Genomic DNA, 18,198 nt, shown 5'->3' with positions numbered 1-18,198 from the left:
AAACAACATGTTATGCTATCAAAAAACCTACTAAAAGTAACAGCCATTGCTGTTGCTTTTACTATTGCTTCCTGCAATAAAGATCAACTGAAAACTACAGCACCCATTGCACAGCAAACCCAATCCGAAACATCTATAAAAGACATGATTGCGGAGCATGGCGCTAACCCGGATGAAATGATGCTTGCCGATGCTAAAACAATGTTGCAGGAAGGCTATGTATATACAGAAAGCAATGAGGCTGCTCAAAACAGCATTCATATTTACAAGCAACATTCCGATGGAACATTAAGCTTTGTAACAAGTGTGGCTTCGGGCGGTGCCGGCAGCGGAACAGGACTTGGCTCGCAGGGCGCTTTGGCGCTTGATAAACAGCATCAATGGCTATATGCAGTAAATGCAGGCGACAACTCTGTTTCTTCTTTTTGGGTGCATAGCGATGGCAGCCTTACGCTTGCGCATACTATCAACTCCGGTGGTACTACACCTGTAAGTCTTACGGTGCATGGGCATTGGCTGTATGTAGTTAACTCTGCAAGTGCCAATATTTGTGGTTTTACTATTGGCTCAGGCGGCACCCTTACAAAAATTGATGGCTCCCTGCAACCGCTTAGCAGCAGCGGCGCCGGCCCTGGTGAAATTAAATTTCATCCCAGTGGTACGCTATTGTTTGTAACAGAAAAAGCAACCAGTAAAATTGCTGCTTTTACAATAGATGCACAAGGTGTTGCCGGTCCGGGTACTTTCAATAATTCAGTTGGGCAAACGCCTTACGGGTTCGACTTTTCGCAAAGCAATCACTACTTAGTTGTATCCAATGCAGCAGGAGGTATAATGAACGGAGGCTCCTGCTCTTCTTATGCTACTGATAATAATGGAAACATCAATGTAATAAAAGGCGAAGTAAAAGATTTTCAATCGGCACCTTGCTGGTTAGTAACTACACATTATGGCAGATTTGCTTTTACCACCAATGCCGGCAGTAATAGCATTTCGTCTTATTATGTATCGCCTTACGGTGGATTATATCTTGTATTTTTTGCAAAAACAACTACCGGCGCATCACCCATTGATATTGTTGTAAGTGGAAATAACGGCTATGTATATAATCTTAATTCCCAATCGCACAGCATCACCGAATACAAGAGAGGTTTGTTCGGCACATTGAAGCCTATTGGTGAAATGCCCGGACTACCGGCGGCTGCAGCCGGGTTAGCAGCTTATTAAAATACTAACAATGCCTGTTCCAAATAAGGTAAGTGTGTCGTCAAAATTAACTTATGATAATCGAAGCCGTCATTCCGCAATTACCGCCGATTAGAACTGATTATTATCAACAATTAAGGGCGGCTTTGTGCAGAATCTGTAGGTAGAATTAACTGAATATAATTTTGGCGAGATACTTACCTCATATAAGCTACAGGCTGCAAGCAGGAAGTTGTAAACTTGTATATCATGCTACTTAATTGAAAATAGTAAAAGCTGTAAAAACATACGGTCTTACGCAGTGCCCAAGACCGTATGTTTAAAGAGAAAAGAATACTTACTTGTCCTCCGGAAACATACCCGTAAACTTCCTTTCAGAAAGCTTGTTGCTTAATGGCGCAAACTGCTTTTGCTGCATTAATAACTGCCTGTTTTGCTCATCGGCATTACTTGTCATTCTGCCATAGGTACCTGTAGTAATATAGTTTAAAGCCGCAGCCAGAGAAGGCTCTTGTATATCGCCCCAGTTTCTGTTTACACCATCAGCGGTAAGTTTATCCGGCGCAAAACCGCTGTAATAGTCGGCACTGCCCACACTGTTTGCTGTTTTAAACGAGATAGGATAAATAGCATAATCGAAAATAGTGATCGGGAAAAAACCTACCGGCTTGCCATACGTGGTATCACCTACGAGTTTCACATCCATATACGGGCGTAGGTTATTGATGAGCAGTTCGCTTGCCGAAGCCGTAGAACCGGTAACAATAAAGAATACACGATTGAGATCGAGGTTTCCGGCTTTTTCGTATTTTACCATATTATTCTGTGGTGCAAAAGATACATTGCCAAAACCCGGTTTGCGTTTTAATAATGGAAATTTACCTGCCTGTAAGGAATCGTTGAAGAGATACTGATACATCGTTTGATTGTTAGCTGCCAATGGTGCAATTAAGTTGGCAAGCGTGTCCTGCGTCTCGGTAGAGCCACCACGGTTGTAGCGCAAATCCACAATCAGTTCATTAATACCTTTTTGCTGGAAATAAGCAAATACATTGGCTAATTCTGCACGCGAAGGCTCGCCAAAAAACTGGTTAAAAACAAAATAACCAATCTTTTTTGTACCATCAGTACTGTGGTAAACAGTGTCGTACAACACTGAATTAGCGATAAATTCAGTTTTGCTCAAATCAACCGTTACCGCTCCGCCATCAGGCCTTATAAATCCGAATGTTGCACTGGTGCTGCTGCCAAAAAATACATCATTTAAAATATCAACACTTGGGTCGTCGTAGCCAATAGTAGTGCCGTTTATTTTATTGATGTACCAGCCGCGCTGCACACCGGCTATACCTGCAGAAGAGTTGGTATAAACATACGATACAAACCAATACACCGAATCGTAAGGCAATGCTCTGTCCAGCGCAGCCGCCTTAATGAAAAAGCCATAATCTCTGTTGTCGCCTGTTTGCAAGCCATCCGATTCTTCTGTGGTTGTTACAAAGCTATAGCGGTCCAACGGCTCTTTGGCGCGAATAGCATTCATTACATTTTCGGCAGAAGTGAGTTCATCATCCCCTTCGTATTGCCGTGGATTAAATTGTTCGTAAGCAGGCAATACCGAATGCCAGAGATATACTTCTTTTGAGTACAAATACACAGAATCTGCCAGCAGATCTTCTTCGGTAGCCGTGGTAACAGGTGGAGTGGGTGTAACAGGCGTGGAATCTTTTTTCTTACACGCATTTAAAGAAAATAAAAGGAAACACACAAAAGCAAGCGCTGCTATCTTTTTCATATTACTACTAATATAAGGTTCTATTATATTTAAACGTAAATGTACTCTTCGTGGTTATGCAAAGGGAAATATTTTCTGTTACTACGTTCTTTTTAAGGAGAATATAATTCAAAAAGCCGCTCATTTTTTCTCCACTGCTTTAATATGGTATTCCTGAATTAATGGCGGGTTTTCGGGTGTTAAAGTAAATGTCACTTCGATGTTCTTTTTTTCACCTTCCATAGTGAAAATGCCGCGCAATTGATTTTGGGGAACAACATCATTCACTTTTATAATCTTTCCGGCATCTGCAAAAATGGTTGCAGCTTCTTTCTTCAACGAATCTAATGGATAATCCATAAAAAAGTTCCCGGCAAAAATGGTACTGCTCTCTGCATTGTTCCAGCCAGGCAATATTTTCATCAGCTCATTCCGTCGCTTTTGCAAAATAGGGGAAGGCGGCAATTGCCTCCGCTGCAAGTGCGCCAACGTAATAATTGTATCCAGCACTTGCAGGTTTGCTGTGCTTGTACCTGCATAAGTAAGGTTGGCAAAAGAAACAATGCCAATGCCGTACTCCGGCAAAATCTGCCAGTTGCTTCCAAAGCCCGGCAACCCGCCGCTGTGCCCTACATATACTCTGTCATTGCAATCTCTCATCCACCGTAAGCCATAACAATAAGCAGCTACTGTAGCGCATGTTCTTCCACTCGGATAAGTATATAATGGAGATAAGGTACTGACATTCCAGGGATGTTGCATTTCGCGCAAATCACTTCTTTTTACAGGTCCGTTATCTTTACTGTTCGATGGTGGATAGGCTGTTTGATGCAGTGCCATGTATTTACTAAAATCCTGTATCGAAGTAATTAATCCACCCATTGCTCCGTATGCACCATCGTGCAACATAGGTTGTTCTATCCATTGCTCATTAAGCCAACGGTAGCCATGTGCTAATTGCTGAGGCGGCACTTTGGTATATTCCCATTTTGTATTGTTCATTCCGAGCGGCTGCAAAATGTTTTTAGTAATGTATTCCTCATACGGCATACCTGACACCTTGGATACGATATGCCCCAATAATGTAAAACCAAGATTACTGTATTCGTAAGCTATACCCGGCACATTGGAAAAGGAAATACCTTTATTTACAAGCGCCATCAACTCGGCATCGGAGTCTTGCAGTTGACGGTCGCCCCAGGGATTATCTTCCGGGAAGCCGGCAGCATGCGTGAGTAGCTGCCTAATGGTAATAGGCGATGCATCGGCAGTAAGATAATGCAGGTTTTTCATCTCTGGAATGTATTTGGATGCGGGGGCATCCAACTGCAATTTTCCTTCCTCACGCAGCTTTAAAATTGCCATTGCTGTAAAGCTTTTGGTCATAGAAGCAATGCGAAAAAGCGATTGAACAGTCGCAGGCATTTTCTTTTCTACATCGGTATAACCGAATGCACCGGCGTGTACCAACCGCCCATCTACCACCAAGCCATAAGTAAAGCCGGGATAATGATGTTGCATTGCATATGTATAAAATATACTATCTATTATGGGAAAGGTAGATTCAATTTTTTGCATCCGGAGGCTATCGGTAAATACCGGCGGCTGATAGGAATTGTTTGGCTGGCTATATGCTTTTTGCATACATACACCGGCCATTAACAGCAATAGAACGTTGCGCAGATTGTTGGTAACAACATCTGAGAATATATTCTTCATAAGCATGTTTTTTATTGAACCGTAAAGGCTCAGGAACAAAGAGCTGCACTAAGCAGAATGAAGCATCTTTGTATAACTTACTTCCCCTGCATGACTTAACACAATTGCCAATTGCGGGTAAACAACTTTTATACTCACAACTCACTACTTACAAAATGGTGAACCATTTGTGAGATATGTGTTATCAAAGTTTTATCCCGCGTCGTCTTCGGCTTTTTCGCCGTGTTGTACGATGTCGCCTTCTTTAAACAAAATATCCTGCAATACTATTTTCCACTTTGGCATTTTGCGCAGCAAGAATTCCAGGTCCATTCCAAAATGCTTGAATTCTTCCTGTTGTGCATTTTGCATAATGGCTTTAGCAGTTTTATCTTTTTCAACCGAAATGCGCTGCTCGTACCAGTTGATGGCTTCCACCTCTTCGGTAAGTGAAGCAAGCATACGTGCTTTGGTTCTTGTTTCTTCGCTTAAATCGTGCGCCGGTTCATGGTATTGATCAAATCCCATAGTACTAATTATTTAATGCACTAAATGTCGGCAATATTTTGTAGTTGGCAAATGAATGTTGCTGTTGCTTTCATTAGCACTAATACTGAAATAAACTTGCATCATTAAAATGAGCAAAGCTATTTTGTTATTATCAGACACACCAACACGTCATTGCAAGCGGAGCGAAGCAATCCGTGCTCAGCAGTAAATCATTATTGATGGCTGATTTGAAACTTTACAATAACTTATACAATCAATTAGTAAATCACTATTAATAGATTATGTTGATTGTACTACCATCCACGGATTGCTTCGCTCCGCTCGCAATGACGTGCTGTTTAACGCTCATGATAACGCATTCAGTTATTCTAACAAAAAACTATTAAACTTGTTCTCTTATTACTCCCCAACTCATTACTACCATGAAATATATTTATCTGCTATTTTTTGTTCTGTTACTTCAGCATGTCCAGGCACAAACAGGGCTTATTCAAAACATCAATGCACGCAAAACTGTCAGCCTCGATGGTCGCTGGCATTACATCATAGATCCTTTTGCAACCGGGTTTCGTGGCTTTCAGGGTGCTACTGCCGATGAGCATGGATTAACAGGTTTTTTTGAAAACAAACAACAGCAACAACCCGGTGAACTGGTAGAATATGACTTTGAAAGATCGCCCACCTTAGTAGTGCCCGGCGATTGGAATTCACAAAGTAATGAGCTGCTGTTTTACGAAGGCACTATATGGTATCAGCGCAATTTTTATATACAGCCACAAGGAGGCAAAAAATACATCTTACGCTTTGGTGCCATAAATTATGAATCCTATGTTTCGGTAAATGGCAAGAAAGCAGGCACACATATTGGCGGCTTTACGCCGTTTGAGTTTGATGTAACGAGCTTGCTCAAAAACGGCAACAATTCTATTGTTATCAAAGTAGATAATATCCGCAAAAAAGAAGCCGTGCCCACCGATAATTTTGACTGGTGGAATTACGGTGGAATTACGCGAGATGTAGTGTTGGCAGAATTACCTTCAACCTATATTAAGGATTATAAAATGCAGCTTGCCAAAGGTGATTTAAAAACCATCACCGGCTATGTGCAACTAAGCGATTCTGCTGCTTCGCAAAACATTCGCATCAACATACCCGAAGCCAGCTTGCAAACAACTGTTACAACAGATAATAATGGCAAAGCATTTATTCATTTACCCATAAAAAAGCTCTCTTACTGGCAGCCTGAAAATCCCAGATTATACGATGTAATTATTGCCACAGCAAGCGATACCGTAACGGATAAAATTGGTTTTCGCACTATTGAAGTGAGTGGTAAAAATATTCTACTTAACGGCAAATCCATCTTCCTGCGCGGGATATGTATCCATGCAGAAAATCCGTTGATTCCGGGCAGGCCACGTAGCAACAGCGACCTGCAAATGCTCTTGCATTGGGCAAAAGAGTTAAACTGCAATTTTGCTCGTCTGGCACATTATCCCCACAATGAAAACATGAGCCGCATTGCCGATAGTATTGGCTTGCTGCTGTGGGAAGAAGTTCCGGTTTATTGGACAATTGACTGGACAAACCCAGACACGTACAACAACGCACAACACCAGCTTTCGGAATTGATAACACGCGATAAAAACCGCGCCAGTGTTATCATCTGGAGTATTGGCAATGAAACGCCCAACAACAGCGACCGCGAAAAATTCATGGAAGGTTTGGCTGATTATGTGCATGCAACCGACAGCACACGCTTGGTTTCGGCAGCATTGCTTACGAGCGGTGCAACCAACAATACCATCAATGTAAATGACCCTTTAGGCAACAAGCTGGATGTTGTCAGCTTTAATGAATATTATGGATGGTACAGTAAGGAAATGCCCTGGGAAATTGGCAAGTTCAACTTCCAGGTTGCCTATAATAAACCAGTTATTATTACCGAGTTAGGCGCCGGTGCATTAGGCGGTTTTCATGCCGATTCTACGGTACGCTTTTCTGAAGAGTTTCAGGCATCTTTTTACCAAAATCAGTTACCGCTCATCAGTAAAATAGATGGCTTGCGTGGTATGACGCCGTGGATCCTGGTTGATTTTCGTTCACCTAAAAGAATAAATCCAACTTACCAGATGTACTGGAACCGTAAAGGCTTGATAAGTGAAACCGGGCAAAAGAAGAAAGCCTTTTATGTGTTGCAGCATTTTTATGAAGAGAAGGCAAAACAGCAGCAATAGTTGTTTACCTCAAAAGGCTAAGAGCGAAGGTTTCGCAGAGATTGTATTTGCTCTGCGAAACTTCTATTCACTCTTATTCTCCGCGGTGAAAGAAAGCATTATATTCAGTCAAAAATTTACTCTAAAATGTTTACTTGCGATAGCTTTTTACACCATTAAATTTTTATTTTAAATATTTGCAGCCTAAAATCTATGAATTATGCCAAGAAAAAAAGCTGCTGTAGTTGAACTTGCAGGAAGTACAGAAAAGTTTTTAAACAAATTTGTTGCTGAAAAGGAGCAGGCACAATGGTGCACCGAACAGTTGCAGGAAGAAGGCCCCGATCACAAGCAGGTAATGAATGCATTGCTGCTAAACAGTTTGCAACCATTGGTGAAGGAAATAGAAAAGCTGAGTGGCGCGCCGTTCATCTTACAAAAAGGAGAAGAAATTTATGGTATTCATCCCGAGCATTTGCAGGAGATACCTGTTCCCTTTCCAATACCAGCAAACGATACAAACGCAATAAAGAAAATAACCAAAGTAATTGCCCAAGCACCTGACAACGAGATATTGGTGTATGCCTTGCTGGCGCAAATAACGCAATGGGGCACCAAAGCATTGAAGAAAGCAGGGAAGGAAATGGCTGCTAATAAATAACCTTCGCGTCATTGTGGGCGATAGATAAGCAGCCTGTGGATGGTAGTACATCAAAATAAACCAGCTATATTGATTTGCTAGCCTGTTCTGTTCAAGAACCTGACAGGTTAATGTTTTCCAACTAAGCCATCTATATCGATTTACAGCATAGCACAGATTGCTTTGCTATCGCTCGCAATGACGAAAATTGCCTCACATTTAAAGTTGTTATATTCTCAATCGGCTATATAATTTGCACCTATCATTTTAAACACATCGTCAAACTCATACAGCCGCGGTACGCCGGTAGGAATATCTACTTGCGTAATGGCGTGTTCACCAATATTTTCTAAGTGCATCATTAAGGCACGCAAACTGTTGCCATGTGCTACCACCAGTACATTTTTTTGCTGCCTGAGTAATGGTTCAATGTGTTCGTAATAATAAGGCAATACGCGCTCCTGCGTTTGGCGCAGACTTTCGCCACCGGGCGGCACTTCATCAAAACTGCGGCGCCACAGTTGCACCTGATTGGCACCATATTTCTCTGCCATTTCGGCCTTATTCAATCCCTGCAACTTGCCGTAGCTACGCTCATTGAGTGCAGCCGTTTTATATATTTTGATGTTAGGCTGATTAATTTCGTGCAAAATAATATCCAGCGTTTCCTGTGCCCGCCTGAGCATAGAGGTAAATGCTGCCACAAATGGAATTTCCCGCTTTTTTAGTTTTTTGCCGGTAAGCTGCGCTTCTGCGCGCCCCTGGGCGGTAAGATCCACATCGGTATCGCCGGTAAAACGGTTTTCCAGGTTCCAGACAGATTGCCCGTGACGAATTAAAACCAGGTAAGTAAGCATACTAAAAAGAATTCTTTATTTTTTATATTGAGCAAATTTCTTGCTCACTAATTTTTCACCCCCGAAAAAAACTATTTTACAGTAGGTTTGTTACCGCATAGATTTGCAAATATCTAGGCATTTACTTGCAACTTGCAGCTAACGGCTTGTAGTTTATAAAAACAATAAACAATTAACTGATGAAATTTATAGTTTCCTCTTCTTCTTTACTTAAACACCTGCAGCAGATTAGCGGCGTTATCAACGCCAATACGGTGCTACCTATACTGGAAGATTTTTTATTTGATATAACTGATAAAAAGCTAAACATTGTTGCTACTGACCTCGAAACGGTAATGCGCGTACAGATGGATGTGGAAAGTCAGGAAAACAGCCGCGTATGTATTCCTGCCAAGATATTGATTGATTCATTAAAAAATATACCCGACCAGCCGCTTACATTCAGCATTGATAAAAACTTTGCAGTAGAAATTACGAGCGATAATGGTAAGTATAAAGTGATGGGAGAGAACCCCGACAACTTTCCCAAAGAGCCGGTTGCCGATGATACCAACTCTTTTACCATGACGAGTCGCGCGTTGATTACTGCTATTAATAAAACCTTATTTGCCGTAAGCTCCGATGATTTACGTCCTGCCATGACCGGCGTTTATTTTGAGTTGAATAAAGATGCTATCCAGTTTGTTGCCACCGATGCGCACCGCCTGGTTCGCTACCGCCGCACCGATGTGCACTGTCCCAACCAGGATAGCTTCATTGTACCTAAAAAACCATTGAATTTATTGCGCAATGCCTTGCCCGATAATGATGATGAAATTACCATTAGCTACAACAGCAATCACCTGTTTGTAATGCATGGTACTACACAGTTGACCTGCCGCCTGATAGATGCCCGCTTCCCTGATTATAAAGTGGTAATACCGCAGGATAATCCATATAAACTGGTGGTGAATAAAAATGATTTTCAGGGCGCGCTACGCCGCATTAATGTGTTTAGTAATAAAAGCACCAACCAGGTGGCACTCAACATCAGCGGCAGCGAACTGAAGCTGGCTGCACAGGACGTGGACTTTTCTTTTGAAGGTCACGAGCGTATGAATTGCAATTATAACGGCGAGGATTTGCAGATTGCTTTTAATGCTAAGTTTTTAATAGAAATGCTCAGTGCCGCCGATGATGATGAAGTACGGGTAGAATTATCTACGCCTACCAAAGCCGGCATTTTAAAACCTACCGAACAGGAAGAGGGCGAAGATTTGCTGATGCTGGTAATGCCGCTAATGCTGAATAGTTAAGAATTATATGTCATGTTTAATTAAACGCTGGCAGGGTTTGGAATCCTGCCAGCGTTTTTTATTGTAATTATGAATGTTACCAATTTCATTTCAATTAAGCAACACGAAATACGTTTAGTTCAAAGTTTTATTTTGTTTGCAGCTTGTGGTTTGTAGCTTAGATAGGATTATCTGTTTGAACCTGGTGTTATTCTTCCTTTATTTCCTGGCACAACTCTATCAACACACCACACGCATCTTTCGGATGAAGAAAACACACCAGCTTATTATCTGCACCTTTTTTGGGCAGTTCATTGATCAGTGTAAATCCTGCGCCTTGCAGGCGCTCCATTTCTGCAACAATATCTTCCACTTCAAAAGCAATATGGTGCAGTCCTTCACCACGTTTAGCAATGAACTTTGCAATGGCACTTTCAGCAGCTACACTTTCCAATAATTCAATCTTGGTGTCGCCTTGTTTGTAAAACGCAGTATTTACGTTTTCCGACGTCACTTCCTCGGTCTTATAGCAACCGGTATTCAATAGTTTTTCGTATAATGGAATAGCAGTGGTTAAATCCTGTACAGCAATACCAATGTGTTCAACTTTCAACATATACCTATTTCATATTTTGGTAAAAAGGACGTTAAGTAAAAAGCGAGCGCTGGTAAAATACATCGCTTTAGCCTAATTTTGTGAATAATCAAGAAGATTTTATTATGCTGAAACTCCCGATTTATTTAGATAACAATGCCACTACGCCTATGGACCCGCGGGTGTTGGAAGCAATGATTCCATACTTTACCGAGCATTTTGGCAATGCGGCCAGTCGTAACCATCCATTTGGCTGGGAGGCGGAAGAAGCAGTGGATTACGCTCGCGAACAGGTAGCAAAACTGATTGGCTCGGACCCCAAAGAAATTATTTTTACTTCCGGCGCTACCGAAGGTGATAACCTGGCTATTAAAGGGGTGTATGAGATGTATGCCAGCAAAGGCAATCACATTATTACCGTAGTTACCGAGCACAAAGCGGTGCTGGATACCTGCAAACACATTGAAAAATTGGGTGGTGAGGTTACTTACCTGCCTGTTGCAGCAGATGGATTGATTGATTTGAAACAACTGGAAGCTGCTATTAAACCAACCACTATTTTGATTTCGGTGATGTATGCTAATAATGAAGTGGGTGTTATTCAGCCGGTAAGAGAAATCAGTACTATTGCCCGCAAGCACGGTGTATTGTTCTTTACCGATGCTACCCAGGCTGCCGGTAAAATTCCAGTGGATGTAAATAAAGATGGCATTGATTTACTTACTTTTTCTGCACATAAAATGTACGGACCTAAAGGTGTTGGTGCATTGTACGTCCGCCGTAAAAACCCCCGTGTAAAAGTTACTGCACAAATGGACGGTGGGGGTCACGAGCGTGGTATGCGTAGTGGTACGCTCAATGTTCCGGGTATTGTAGGTTTTGGCCAAGCCTGCGAACTGTGCCGTTTGGAAATGGAAGAAGAAAGCAAGCGCATCAGCAAGCTGCGCGATAAGCTGGAAAATGCATTGCTGCAAATAGAGGAGTCTTATGTAAATGGCAACCGCGAGCATCGCCTGCCACATGTAACCAATATTTCTTTTAAATATGTAGAGGGCGAAGGTTTGATGATGGGCTTTAATAAAAACATTGCTTTATCATCCGGTTCGGCTTGTACTTCCGCTTCGTTAGAGCCCAGTTACGTATTGAAAGCATTAGGTTTAGGTGACGACCTGGCACATAGTTCGCTCCGCTTTGGTTTGGGGCGTTTTACTACCGAAGAACAAATTGACTATACCATTGAGCAGGTAAAAAATACCGTACTAAAGCTACGTGAAATGAGCCCGCTTTGGGAAATGTACAAAGAAGGTATAGATCTTAATTCGATTGAATGGGCAGCGCACTAATATTGAATATTTGGGTATTATTTAATAAAAATAAAATTGTACATCGCACATCTAAAATCTTAAATAGATATGTCATATTCCGATAAAGTTATTGACCACTACAGCAACCCTAAAAATGTAGGCACGCTGGATAAAAGTAAAAAAAATGTAGGTACTGGCCTGGTGGGCGCACCTGAGTGCGGCGACGTAATGCGCCTGCAGATAGAAGTAGATGAAGCTACCGGCGTAATCTCTGATGCAAAGTTTAAAACCTTTGGCTGCGGTTCTGCTATTGCTTCTTCTTCACTGGCTACCGAATGGCTGAAAGGCAAATCAGTAGAGGAAGCATTAACAATAGATAATATGACTATTGTGGAAGAACTGAGCCTGCCACCGGTAAAAATCCACTGCTCGGTACTTGCTGAAGATGCTATTAAAGCAGCTATCAACGACTACCGCAAAAAGCAGGGATTGGAAGAGTTGGTGTTTGAAGAAAGAATTCATTAGCCCCTTGCCCTTAAAGGGGAATAAAGGGAGCTTGACTAATGAATGTATGTGATACAATAAAAAATTATTTTATGAATGCTTAAGTCTCTTTAGGGATTTAAGATAAAACTCCCCTTCAAGGGGGATGGAGGATTTAGTTATGGTTGCAACAGATAACGCGATATACGTAAGCGAAAAGGCAAAAGCCAAAGTTCGCAAGCTGATGGAAGATGCCGGTATTGCCAACGATCCTTCTTATTTTTTAAGAGTATCTGTGGTGGGCGGCGGCTGCAGCGGACTGAGCTATAAGATGGATTTTGACAATGAAATAAAGCCCAGAGACCAGGTGTTTGAAAACAACGGAATAAAAGTGGTCACCGACCTGAAAAGCTTTTTGTACCTGGTGAATACCGAACTTGAATTTTCAGATGGCTTGAATGGTAAAGGATTTTATTTTAATAACCCGAATGCCAGTCGTAGCTGCGCCTGCGGGGAAAGCTTTGCGGTGTAAGATTGTTAACCGCTAAGGCGCGAAGGATAATTTTTATAAAAGAGCCGGGCAGTTTTGTTCGGCTTTTTTGGTTTATGTAGAAGGTTTTACTTTGTAGTAAAGCAATACAGTATGAAAATTTTATTGGAAGTGGCTGATAATAAAGCTGATTTATTGTTAGAACTGCTAAAAGATATCTCCTTTATAAAAGATGCCAAACAAACAGGGGATACTGAAATTACCAATCCTGCAATACTGAAAAGTATTGAGGATTATGAAAGTGGTAAAGTACAACCAACGCCATGTAATCTGGAAGATTTAAAAGCATTGATAGATGCATAATCTTTTATTCATGCCTAAAGTGTGGGAAGATATAGGTTGGTGGATAAAGAATGATCTGAAAACAGTAAAGAAAATTTACTCCTTATTAGAAAATTGCTGTCAAACACCTTTTACAGGAACCGGACAACCAGAGCCTTTAAAAGCAAATTATAGCGGCTACAGGAGCAAACGTATTAATCTTGAGCATAGAATAATTTACAAAGTAGAAGCTAACAATATTATCATTCATTCTTTGCATTGACATTACCAGTAAATTGCTCACCTTATTCTTCCCCAAAGTAATCACTATCTATTTTCTTAACCTCATAAGTCTGCTGAGTAGTACAACCCAAATTATAATCAATCATTAGTTGTGCTAATTGTTCACCATCAATCAAAACAATTTTTGTTTCGTTTTTAGGAGTGTAGCCTAATGCCTCTTTAGTGAACTTTGAAGTGGTAATGAAAATTCCCTTCTTAGCACCTTGTCCGGCTAAAGCACCAACAAACTTGTGAAGTTCTGGTCGGCCAACTACGTTTTCGGGCTTCCAGCGCTTGGCTTGAATATAGATGATATCAAGCCCTAACCGGTCTTCCTTAATAGTTCCGTCAATTCCTTCATCACCGCTTTTGCCAATTGCTTTACCTGCATCTTTTATAGAGCCGCCATATCCCATTTTTACTAAAAGCTCCACAACTAATCGCTCAAAGAAAGTTGGTGATAACTCAACAACTTTATTCAGTAGTTCAGATACTAATGATTTTCTAATCCTTTGGTATGCTTTGTCAAGGCTCTCTTCCGGTGTTTCTTCATTTTGCTCTTGCACATACACATCTGCTTCACTATCATTACGACTTGCATTTTGAAACTCCAGAAAGGATGGAAATTGTTTTAAATATTTTGCATCAATAAATGGAGGTTGTTTAGCTAAGGTCTGTAACCCTATATTAGTAATAACAAATGTTGCACGCTTAGGAGAGTCAAGCAAGCCTGCTTTCTTCAAGTAAGTTTTTGCCCAACCTACCCTGTTATCAAAAATAGCTTGACTACCACTTGCTAAAAGCTCTTTTCTTTCCACATCCGTTACATTAAATTCAATAGCTAATTTCTCAATTAAGTCTCTATATTTATGCTCTTTCTTATCAGATACAAGTTTTAAAAGCGGAAGCATTAATGTCTGGTAGTCAGGTATCATGATATCTCTTAAATGGCAGTAAGTTCCAAATATACATAACTACCTTTTTTAAAGTCCTTCATTTATTTGAATATGTATCCTACCTATTTTATTGAAACAAAAAAAGCACCCACCGAAATCAATCAGCAGGTGCTTTCAAAAATGTGTAAAATCAATCTTATGCTTTTCCCTTCTCCTTTGCCCAGGTATCTCTCAATGTAACTGTTCTATTAAACACCAATTTCTCTTCACTTGTATCCATATCCAGCGTAAAATATCCTTTGCGTAAAAACTGGTAACGCTCATCAAACTTTGCATGTTGCAACGCGGGCTCTGCATAGGCATTGGCAACAACATGCAGCGAATCTTTATTGATGTAATCTTTAAAATCACCCGGCGCTTCATCCACATTTTCTACTGTAAACAACCGGTCATATTCGCGCACCTCAGCATTAATGGCGTGTGGAATACTTACCCAGTGCAGCGTGCCTTTCACTTTTATATTGCTATGGTCGCCCCCGCTTTTGCTCTCGGGCAAATAGGTACAGTGCACTTCGGTAATATTGCCCTGCTCATCCTTCATCACTTCCTCACACTTAATAATGTATGCATTCTTAAGGCGCACCATTTGCCCTGGCGCCAGGCGGAAATACTTCTTTGGCGGGTTTTCCATAAAGTCTTCCCGTTCTATATATATTTCACGGCTAAAGGGTATATCGCGGTAAGTAGTGTCTTCATCTTCCGGGTTATTTTCACCCTTCAGCATTTCTACTTTGCCCACTTCGTAGTTGGTAATTACCACTTTCAGTGGATCAAACACCACCATACGACGGAGGGCTATTTTATTCAAATGCTCACGCACGCAAAACTCCAACAGACTATAATCAATTAAATTTTCCCTTTTAGCAACACCTATTTTTTCACAAAAATCACGAAGACTTTCGGGTGTAAAACCACGCCGGCGCATGGCACTGATAGTAGGCATCCGCGGGTCGTCCCAGCCATCTACAATTTTCTCATTTACCAACTGTAGCAGCTTGCGTTTACTCACAATTGTATAAGTCACATTAAGTCTTGCAAACTCATATTGATGCGATGGAAAAATATCTAATTTTTCTATAAACCAATCGTACAAAGGGCGGTGCGGAATAAACTCCAGCGTACAAATAGAATGCGTAATATGCTCAATGCTATCGCTTTGCCCATGCGCAAAATCGTACAGCGGGTAAATGCACCATTTATCGCCGGTGCGGTGGTGATGTGCGTGTTTGATGCGGTACATAATTGGGTCGCGCAGGTGCATGTTGGGCGACGCCATATCCACTTTAGCACGCAATACTTTTTCACCATCTTTATATTTACCTGCACGCATCTCGGCAAAGAGTTGCAGGTTTTCTTCCACACTCCGGTCGCGGTATATGCTTGGCGTGCCGGGTTGTGTAGGCGTGCCTTTACTGGCAGCTATTTCATCGCTCGTGCTGTCATCTACATATGCCAGCCCTTTTTTTATCAGGTCAACGGCAAAGTTGTATAATTGTTCAAAATAATCCGAAGCATACAATTCTTTTGCCCAGTTAAAACCCAGCCATTTCACATCTGCCTTTATGCTTTCTACATATTCTGTTTCTTCGGTAGTGGGGTTGGTATCATCAAAGCGCAGGTTGGTGGCACCACCATATTTATTAGCCAGTCCAAAGTTTAAACAAATACTTTTTGCATGACCAATATGCAGGTAGCCATTTGGCTCGGGCGGAAAGCGTGTGAGAATAGTTTTATATTTTCCGCTTCGCAAATCCTCTTCTACAATTTCTTCAATAAAATTCAATGATTTTTCTTCGGTCGTGCTCATAATAAAACGTTGATAAAAAACAAATATAGCAATAAGACAATAGAAGGAGGGGAGCGGCTGCGTTAGAAGATTGATAAAGCACGGAATAATGAAAAAACATACTCACGGGTATGCAAATGCTTTTCATCTTTACTAATTTGAAACATAAGTATTAATAATGTAGTTTTAATCCTCATTCCTTAAACCGGATACTATGGCTTATAATGAAGTGCTAACCAACAGAGTAAGAGAAGCGCTTGCCGAAATTCCGAATGTGGAAGAAAAGAAAATGTTTCGCGGCATTGCATTTATGGTAAATGGAAAATTGTGCGTGAGTGTTGGCGATGATGAACTGATGTGCCGCATAGACCCGGCACTGCATGATGAGCTTATTGAAGAAAAAGGCTGCCGGGCAACCATCATGAAAAACCGGGAGTACAAAGGATACGTATATGTAGCAGAAGATAGTATTACAACAAAAAAAGAACTGGATTATTGGCTGTCGCTTGCCCTCGCCTTTAATCCAAAAGCTAAAGCATCAAAGCGTAAATAACAACCCTATTCTCTTACAACCATTTGTGTAGTTCGTTGCGCTTTTATCAAACTTTAATGTTACTTTATTAAACTTTTTCAAAAAAAGTAGCTCACATTTTATAAACATTATTAACTTTACGCCGCAATAAAAAACTTTGGTTCACCTTTTATACAAGAACTGAAATTGAAACAGTACACAACACATAACTTATCTATCGCTTTCCATCCTTCGCTGATGGGTGTTGTTGTTATACCCAATCCTTGTTGTCTCCGACCGGCACGACGACCGCGCCTTTAATATCCGTTTTCCGCAAAACACAATTTTTCAGGAAACCGTTTTATGCAAGACTTAGCAAAGTCAGGCATCGTTTTCGTCATTAATCAATTTTGTCTTTTTAATTTTCAATTGACAGTGGAGCAGCAACAAGAAATTATCGTAAGAATAGCCAACATAGCCGACATACATTTTGCCGAAACTATCACCAACGAGATGGAAGCCAGCGCCAAGGCTCGCGGTACCGGCATTGCCAAGCGTAAACCCGAATACATAGAGAACAAAATGCTCGAAGGCAAAGCAGTAATAGCCGTTACTGCCGATGGCAGATGGGTAGGCTTTTGTTATATAGAAACCTGGAGCCATGGCGAGTATGTAGCCAATAGCGGCTTAATAGTAGCACCCGAGTTTAGAAAAAGCGGTGTGGCAAAGCGCATCAAGCAAGCCATTTTTAATCTCTCCAGAGAAAAATATCCCGCCGCAAAAATATTTGGCTTAACTACTGGTTTGGCAGTAATGAAAATCAACAGCGAGCTGGGTTATGAGCCGGTTACTTACAGCGAGCTTACACAGGATGAAGCCTTTTGGGCAGGTTGTAAAAGCTGTGTGAATTACGACATTCTTATGATGAAAGAGCGTAAAAATTGCCTGTGCACCGCTATGCTGTATGACCCTGCCGACCACTACGAGCCACAGGAAACCAAAGAGTATTTTGAGGAGAAAAAGGAAGCTTATGGCCGTTTGATGGAAAGCAAGCGGAACCGTTTCCTCAAAGTATTTCGCAAAAAAGAAAAAGCAAAAGGAGAGAAGAAGCAGCAACGACGTTCGTTTGTAAGCATGTTGCTTACTCTATTCGCATAAATTTTTCCTATTCCTGCCCCTCTTCACCTGTGGAGAGGGGCAGGAGTGAGGTTATAAACTTCTCATAAGTAACTTTTTACCTGTTACTTTGCAGCGCAAAAGCGCATTCATCCAATCTCTTTCTGTTAACCGTACAT

18 protein-coding genes are annotated in these 18,198 nt (G+C 41.2%); 11 read left to right on the top strand and 7 right to left on the bottom strand.

The genetic code is table 11. The features are described from left to right. The first annotated feature begins 12 nt into the window (after positions 1 to 12). On the top strand, positions 13 to 1,227 hold the full coding sequence (locus FC093_RS00310) for a lactonase family protein (protein ID WP_137259743.1): 1,215 nt from the start codon (positions 13 to 15) through the stop codon (positions 1,225 to 1,227). Between the two features lie 316 nt (positions 1,228 to 1,543). Here the strand turns inward: FC093_RS00310 and FC093_RS00305 are convergent, their stop codons facing one another. From FC093_RS00305 to FC093_RS00295, 3 genes are all read right to left on the bottom strand, one after another. Beyond that, positions 1,544 to 3,001, bottom strand: coding sequence for a S41 family peptidase (locus FC093_RS00305; RefSeq protein WP_137259742.1), 1,458 nt, complete (start codon positions 2,999 to 3,001; stop codon positions 1,544 to 1,546). A gap of 120 nt (positions 3,002 to 3,121) precedes the next feature. After that, positions 3,122 to 4,699, bottom strand: a complete 1,578-nt coding sequence (locus tag FC093_RS00300; RefSeq protein ID WP_137259741.1) for a serine hydrolase domain-containing protein — start codon at positions 4,697 to 4,699, stop codon at positions 3,122 to 3,124. A 192-nt stretch (positions 4,700 to 4,891) separates the two neighbouring features. Beyond that, positions 4,892 to 5,206 (bottom strand): ferritin family protein, encoded by a 315-nt coding sequence (locus tag FC093_RS00295; RefSeq protein WP_137259740.1) that lies wholly within the window; start codon positions 5,204 to 5,206, stop codon positions 4,892 to 4,894. A gap of 404 nt (positions 5,207 to 5,610) precedes the next feature. Between FC093_RS00295 and FC093_RS00290 the strand changes: the two genes are divergently transcribed. Continuing rightward, complete coding sequence (locus FC093_RS00290) at positions 5,611 to 7,425, top strand: glycoside hydrolase family 2 protein (protein WP_137259739.1); 1,815 nt, start codon at positions 5,611 to 5,613, stop codon at positions 7,423 to 7,425. 199 nt (positions 7,426 to 7,624) lie between these two features. Further along, a complete protein-coding gene (locus FC093_RS00285) occupies positions 7,625 to 8,065 on the top strand; it encodes a hypothetical protein (protein ID WP_137259738.1) in 441 nt (146 codons plus the stop codon). A 215-nt stretch (positions 8,066 to 8,280) separates the two neighbouring features. On the opposite strand, the gene FC093_RS00280 is transcribed toward FC093_RS00285, so the two are convergent. Continuing rightward, positions 8,281 to 8,901, bottom strand: coding sequence for a 2,3-bisphosphoglycerate-dependent phosphoglycerate mutase (locus FC093_RS00280; protein WP_137259737.1), 621 nt, complete (start codon positions 8,899 to 8,901; stop codon positions 8,281 to 8,283). 179 nt (positions 8,902 to 9,080) lie between these two features. Between FC093_RS00280 and dnaN the strand changes: the two genes are divergently transcribed. Further along, positions 9,081 to 10,196 (top strand): DNA polymerase III subunit beta, encoded by a 1,116-nt coding sequence (gene dnaN / locus FC093_RS00275; protein ID WP_137259736.1) that lies wholly within the window; start codon positions 9,081 to 9,083, stop codon positions 10,194 to 10,196. A 187-nt stretch (positions 10,197 to 10,383) separates the two neighbouring features. Here the strand turns inward: dnaN and mce are convergent, their stop codons facing one another. Further along, positions 10,384 to 10,791, bottom strand: coding sequence for a methylmalonyl-CoA epimerase (gene mce / locus FC093_RS00270; RefSeq protein ID WP_137259735.1), 408 nt, complete (start codon positions 10,789 to 10,791; stop codon positions 10,384 to 10,386). A 104-nt stretch (positions 10,792 to 10,895) separates the two neighbouring features. Here mce and FC093_RS00265 point away from each other — a divergent pair, with 104 nt between their 5' ends. From FC093_RS00265 to FC093_RS00245, 5 genes are all read left to right on the top strand, one after another. After that, the gene (locus FC093_RS00265; protein WP_317129035.1) at positions 10,896 to 12,113 is read left to right on the top strand and encodes an IscS subfamily cysteine desulfurase; all 1,218 of its coding nucleotides are present in this window, start codon (positions 10,896 to 10,898) and stop codon (positions 12,111 to 12,113) included. Between the two features lie 69 nt (positions 12,114 to 12,182). Continuing rightward, positions 12,183 to 12,599 carry a Fe-S cluster assembly scaffold IscU gene (gene iscU, locus FC093_RS00260; protein WP_137259734.1) on the top strand — a complete coding sequence of 139 codons (417 nt, stop codon included), beginning with the start codon at positions 12,183 to 12,185 and terminating at the stop codon, positions 12,597 to 12,599. Positions 12,600 to 12,723: 124 nt separating this feature from the next. Next, entirely contained in the window at positions 12,724 to 13,089 is a 366-nt protein-coding gene (locus FC093_RS00255; RefSeq protein ID WP_206106475.1) for a HesB/IscA family protein, read from the top strand. A gap of 111 nt (positions 13,090 to 13,200) precedes the next feature. Next, positions 13,201 to 13,410, top strand: coding sequence for a hypothetical protein (locus FC093_RS00250; RefSeq protein ID WP_137259733.1), 210 nt, complete (start codon positions 13,201 to 13,203; stop codon positions 13,408 to 13,410). A 10-nt stretch (positions 13,411 to 13,420) separates the two neighbouring features. Next, entirely contained in the window at positions 13,421 to 13,651 is a 231-nt protein-coding gene (locus FC093_RS00245; RefSeq protein ID WP_206106474.1) for a Txe/YoeB family addiction module toxin, read from the top strand. Between the two features lie 22 nt (positions 13,652 to 13,673). On the opposite strand, the gene FC093_RS00240 is transcribed toward FC093_RS00245, so the two are convergent. After that, positions 13,674 to 14,585: a restriction endonuclease gene (locus tag FC093_RS00240; protein ID WP_137259731.1), complete on the bottom strand. Its 912-nt coding sequence runs from the start codon at positions 14,583 to 14,585 to the stop codon at positions 13,674 to 13,676. Positions 14,586 to 14,742: 157 nt separating this feature from the next. After that, positions 14,743 to 16,413, bottom strand: a complete 1,671-nt coding sequence (locus tag FC093_RS00235) for a glutamine--tRNA ligase/YqeY domain fusion protein (protein ID WP_137259730.1) — start codon at positions 16,411 to 16,413, stop codon at positions 14,743 to 14,745. 193 nt (positions 16,414 to 16,606) lie between these two features. Here FC093_RS00235 and FC093_RS00230 point away from each other — a divergent pair, with 193 nt between their 5' ends. Together FC093_RS00230 and FC093_RS00225 are read left to right on the top strand one after the other, a co-directional pair. Further along, positions 16,607 to 16,945: a TfoX/Sxy family protein gene (locus FC093_RS00230; protein ID WP_137259729.1), complete on the top strand. Its 339-nt coding sequence runs from the start codon at positions 16,607 to 16,609 to the stop codon at positions 16,943 to 16,945. Positions 16,946 to 17,266: 321 nt separating this feature from the next. After that, the gene (locus FC093_RS00225; protein WP_240743137.1) at positions 17,267 to 18,061 is read left to right on the top strand and encodes a GNAT family N-acetyltransferase; all 795 of its coding nucleotides are present in this window, start codon (positions 17,267 to 17,269) and stop codon (positions 18,059 to 18,061) included. The last annotated feature ends 137 nt before the right edge of the window (positions 18,062 to 18,198 follow it).

Source organism: Ilyomonas limi, from assembly GCF_005233845.1.
Taxonomy (GTDB): Bacteria; Bacteroidota; Bacteroidia; order Chitinophagales; family Chitinophagaceae; genus Ilyomonas; species Ilyomonas limi.
This window is presented reverse-complemented; position numbering and strand designations above follow the sequence as displayed.

Coding starts and splice junctions, on each gene's coding strand:
- FC093_RS00310 (WP_137259743.1), top strand. CDS start 13: ATGCTATCAAAAAACCTACTAAAAGTAACAGCCATTGCTGTTGCTTTT.
- FC093_RS00305 (WP_137259742.1), bottom strand. CDS start 3,001: ATGAAAAAGATAGCAGCGCTTGCTTTTGTGTGTTTCCTTTTATTTTCT.
- FC093_RS00300 (WP_137259741.1), bottom strand. CDS start 4,699: ATGAAGAATATATTCTCAGATGTTGTTACCAACAATCTGCGCAACGTT.
- FC093_RS00295 (WP_137259740.1), bottom strand. CDS start 5,206: ATGGGATTTGATCAATACCATGAACCGGCGCACGATTTAAGCGAAGAA.
- FC093_RS00290 (WP_137259739.1), top strand. CDS start 5,611: ATGAAATATATTTATCTGCTATTTTTTGTTCTGTTACTTCAGCATGTC.
- FC093_RS00285 (WP_137259738.1), top strand. CDS start 7,625: ATGCCAAGAAAAAAAGCTGCTGTAGTTGAACTTGCAGGAAGTACAGAA.
- FC093_RS00280 (WP_137259737.1), bottom strand. CDS start 8,901: ATGCTTACTTACCTGGTTTTAATTCGTCACGGGCAATCTGTCTGGAAC.
- dnaN (WP_137259736.1), top strand. CDS start 9,081: ATGAAATTTATAGTTTCCTCTTCTTCTTTACTTAAACACCTGCAGCAG.
- mce (WP_137259735.1), bottom strand. CDS start 10,791: ATGTTGAAAGTTGAACACATTGGTATTGCTGTACAGGATTTAACCACT.
- FC093_RS00265 (WP_317129035.1), top strand. CDS start 10,896: ATGCTGAAACTCCCGATTTATTTAGATAACAATGCCACTACGCCTATG.
- iscU (WP_137259734.1), top strand. CDS start 12,183: ATGTCATATTCCGATAAAGTTATTGACCACTACAGCAACCCTAAAAAT.
- FC093_RS00255 (WP_206106475.1), top strand. CDS start 12,724: ATGGAGGATTTAGTTATGGTTGCAACAGATAACGCGATATACGTAAGC.
- FC093_RS00250 (WP_137259733.1), top strand. CDS start 13,201: ATGAAAATTTTATTGGAAGTGGCTGATAATAAAGCTGATTTATTGTTA.
- FC093_RS00245 (WP_206106474.1), top strand. CDS start 13,421: ATGCCTAAAGTGTGGGAAGATATAGGTTGGTGGATAAAGAATGATCTG.
- FC093_RS00240 (WP_137259731.1), bottom strand. CDS start 14,585: ATGATACCTGACTACCAGACATTAATGCTTCCGCTTTTAAAACTTGTA.
- FC093_RS00235 (WP_137259730.1), bottom strand. CDS start 16,413: ATGAGCACGACCGAAGAAAAATCATTGAATTTTATTGAAGAAATTGTA.
- FC093_RS00230 (WP_137259729.1), top strand. CDS start 16,607: ATGGCTTATAATGAAGTGCTAACCAACAGAGTAAGAGAAGCGCTTGCC.
- FC093_RS00225 (WP_240743137.1), top strand. CDS start 17,267: ATGCAAGACTTAGCAAAGTCAGGCATCGTTTTCGTCATTAATCAATTT.